This is a genomic window from Aminobacter sp. P4_H6_2, from assembly GCF_056400805.1.
The window spans coordinates 1-3,380 of the sequence record NZ_JBFUKO010000582.1 but is presented as its reverse complement, the minus strand read 5'-3'; the positions used below and the strand labels follow the sequence as shown (position 1 = coordinate 3,380).

Here is a 3,380-nt window from a genome sequence, read left to right as displayed (position 1 = left end):
AAATACGCCGATGGCCTGCCGCTCTACCGGCAGGAGGCAATCTATGCCCGCGACAAGGTCGAGCTCAGCCGCTCGCTGATGGCACAATGGATGGGCAAGGTCGGCTTCGAGCTTAAGCCGCTCGCCGACTACATTCTGGAGCGGATCAAGCAGGGCGAGCGGGTCTTCGCCGACGAGACCTCGCTGCCGACCTTGGCGCCGGGAACCGGAAAGGTCCGAAAAGCTTGGCTATGGGCTTATGCGCGCGACGACCGGCCCTTCGGTGGCGCCAGCCCGCCCATGGTCGCCTATCGCTTCGAGGATGGTCGCGGCGGCGACTGCGTTGTCCGCCACATGACGGGCTTCACCGGCATCCTGCAGGTGGATGGATACTCGGCTTACACACAGCTCGCCAAGGCAAGAACGAACTCCAATGAGGGCGTCGCTCTCGCGGGCTGCTGGGCTCACCTACGCCGCCGGTTTTACGAACTGCACATCAACGGCAGTTCCCAAATCGCAACGCAGACTGTCACGACCATGGCCGAACTCTGGTCCATCGAGGAGGAGGTTCGCGGCCAGGTTCCTGCCGCACGCGCCGCCGCCCGTCAGGACCGCTCCGCTGTCATCGTGGCCGAGCTCTTCAAGTTCTGGGAAAAGGAGCTGCCGCGGATCTCGGGAAAATCGAAGCTTGCTGAGGCAATCCGCTACGCAACGTCCAGGCGAGCGGCCCTCGAGCGCTTCCTCGCCGACGGCCGCACCGAAATCGACTCCAACATTGTCGAGCGAGCAATCAGGCCCCAGACCATCGTCAGAAAGAATGCGCTCTTCGCCGGTAGCGACGATGGTGCTTCATACTGCTCATCCCGTCATGCTGTTGAAAGATCGAGTAGATTTGGCTGACGCTCGTCGGGTGGCGGGCGTCGTGAGCGGCGTAGGTCGGCCTGCCGGCGTATCTCCTCTCGCTCAAGGTCGGCGCGTCGAATGATCCAGGGTGCGCCTTTGCAATGTTGTTCTGCCGGAAGAGCGCCCTCGGCGATGAGACGGCGGATGGTCGATTGGCTGAGGGTCAGGGCTGCGGCCGCCTCATCGAGCGTAACCTCTCCGCGTTCGGCGCGCTCGCCGTCACGATAGACGGCGATGTCATGTTGATGGCGCAGGGAGCAGATACGCCCCCGTGTCCAGCTCTTGCCATGCCCGGTCGTCTTACCGGATCGGTTAAGTACCGCGGCGATCGTTTCGTCAGGCATCTGGCGAGCCAGGGCGCGAACCAAGTCGACCACTTCCGCGTCGGTAGTCCACCGCGTCTGGCCGGCGCGGTTCCGCTTCACCATCAGACGGGTATGGTCACCGCCCTGCCAGTGGATGATCAGCTCCAGGTTATCGCCGACGACATCGACGATGATCTCGGCGATGACCGTGCGGATGATCTTCTTGCGCGTCTCCGGCGTGGTGCCGGGGCTCTCCCAAGCACGAATCAGGTCCTGACCGAGCGCCATGAGCCGCTCGCGGTCGGCCTCGGTCAGCGCCGGCGCCTTGTCGGAATCGAGCTGATCCATCTCGAGTTCAAGATCACGAACTGCAGCCAACCGTTCGTTCCATCGCCGCTCCAGTTCTCCAGCTACAAGGCGATTCTCTGGATCGGCGGCGTCGTACTGACGCTGCGCCCTGGCAGCCTCGTAGCGCGCTTGCTGCAGCGCCAGGTCGAGTTGGCTCTTCTTCTCCGAGCGCTGCTGACTGAGCGTTTCTACGGCCGCCAGTGCCGCTTCCACGCCCAGAGGCTGGAGCCTGTCCAGCACTTCCTTGGCAAGCACATGGTCGACGCGCATTCCGCCAAAGGTGATGCATCGCGCCGCCGCGAGTTGGTTGAAGGCGCCCACGCACTCGTAACGATAAGTCTGGCCGTAGCGGACGTGAAGCTTCTTGCCGCACCGGGCGCAGCGGAGCAGGCCGGGCAGCAGTGCTTCGCCGGTGCGGACCGCGCCTCGGCTCATGAACCGCTTGCCGTTGGTGTTATCGGCGATCAGCTGTTGATTCCTTTCGTACTCGGCCCAGGCAATATAGCCCTCGTGGTGGTCGCGGATCAAAACCTCCCAGTTGCGCCAGTCGCGCTGCATGCTCCGGACCACCCGCTTGCGCCCGTTCTCGATCGTCACGCGCGCGGTTCGGCGGCCGAAGGCGTAGGCGCCGGCATAGACGGGGTTGGTCAGCATGTGATGAACTGTCGGATAAACAGGCAAGCGCCAGATAACCCGGCCGACCGCACTGTTGCCCAGGGCAGGCAACAGAACCTTTTCCTGCCTGCACCACACCAGTACCTGGCGGATCGTCTGAAGCTCGGCGAATTTGCGGAACACCAACGCGATGGCCTCCTGGACACGTCGATCTGCATCCTTCTCGATACGGTCTCCACCAGCCTTCACATAGCCGATCGCCACGGTGAGGAAGAGTTCGCCCCGGCGCGCCTTCTGCTTCATTGCTTCGGTCGAGCGTTGCCGAAAGACCGAGAGTTCCATCTCGCTCATCGTGCCCTTCATGCCGAGCAGGAGCCGGTCGTTGGGCGAGGCCGAGTCGTAGACGCCGTCCTCGTCGACAATCAGTGTGCCGACCAGACCGCAGAACTCCAGGAGCGTATGCCAGTCGCGCCCATTGCGCGCCAGCCTGGAAGCCTCCAGCGAGAGCACGGCACCGACGCGGCCCTCGCAGATTGCCGCCAGAAGCCTTTCGAAGCCGGGCCGGCGTGCGCCCCCGCCCGATCGGCCAAGATCGTCATCGATCACCTCGACGTCGGGCCACCCCAACTGGCGGGCCCGATCGGCCAGGCCGTATTGCCGCCGCTGGCTTTCCAGGTTCCGGGCAACCTGGAAAGCCGTCGATTGCCGGACATAGACGATGGCGTTCCGTACCAGATGATCAGCCGTGATCTTCGTCATCGCCCGCCTCCAACTGATCTGCCACGGCCACCATCGCCTCCATCAGGAGTGCCTGTAGCTGCTCCACCGCTTTCGTCCGCTCCGCCGGCGCGAGCCTCATGGCTGGCGGCGGCTCCTCGAACAGATCCTGTTGCGCATGCGTCCACTGCTTCGCCATCAGTGCCTCCTTCGGGAATCTCTTCCCCAAGGTTGCAGGCGAGGCCTGAGTCCAGGAACGCCCTAAGATCTAAAAGTCGGGCAACCGAAATGCGCGGAACGTCAGTGGTTTTGACCGATGCGACCGCTGGATCAAGCATCCATGCGGGAACCAGGAAGGATGGGCACTCGCCTGAGCGCAGGGTCAAATGACGACTGCCGTTGTGGAACTGATCTGCAATCACGATCGCGGGCCGCCGGAACAGCGGGTGGAACGGATAGGCGACCTCCACCTCATGCCCTAGAATCCGGGCATCATGAGGTCCCGTCGGACGG

The 3,380-nt window shown here is 63.5% G+C and carries 2 protein-coding genes and 1 pseudogene; 1 reads left to right on the top strand and 2 read right to left on the bottom strand.

Annotated features, from left to right (window positions below):
- Window positions 1-825, top strand: a pseudogene (gene tnpC / locus AC1DUU_RS26925) (IS66 family transposase); the annotation flags it as partial.
- Between the two features lie 20 nt (window positions 826-845).
- On the opposite strand, the gene AC1DUU_RS26920 reads toward tnpC, so the two are convergent.
- Both AC1DUU_RS26920 and AC1DUU_RS26915 read right to left on the bottom strand, forming a co-directional pair.
- Window positions 846-2,909: a recombinase family protein gene (locus AC1DUU_RS26920; protein ID WP_476786414.1), complete on the bottom strand. Its 2,064-nt coding sequence runs from the start codon at window positions 2,907-2,909 to the stop codon at window positions 846-848.
- A complete protein-coding gene (locus AC1DUU_RS26915) occupies window positions 2,890-3,066 on the bottom strand; it encodes a hypothetical protein (protein WP_176477851.1) in 177 nt (58 codons plus the stop codon). The genes AC1DUU_RS26920 and AC1DUU_RS26915 overlap by 20 nt, the downstream gene beginning before the upstream one ends.
- Between the last annotated feature and the right edge of the window lie 314 nt (window positions 3,067-3,380).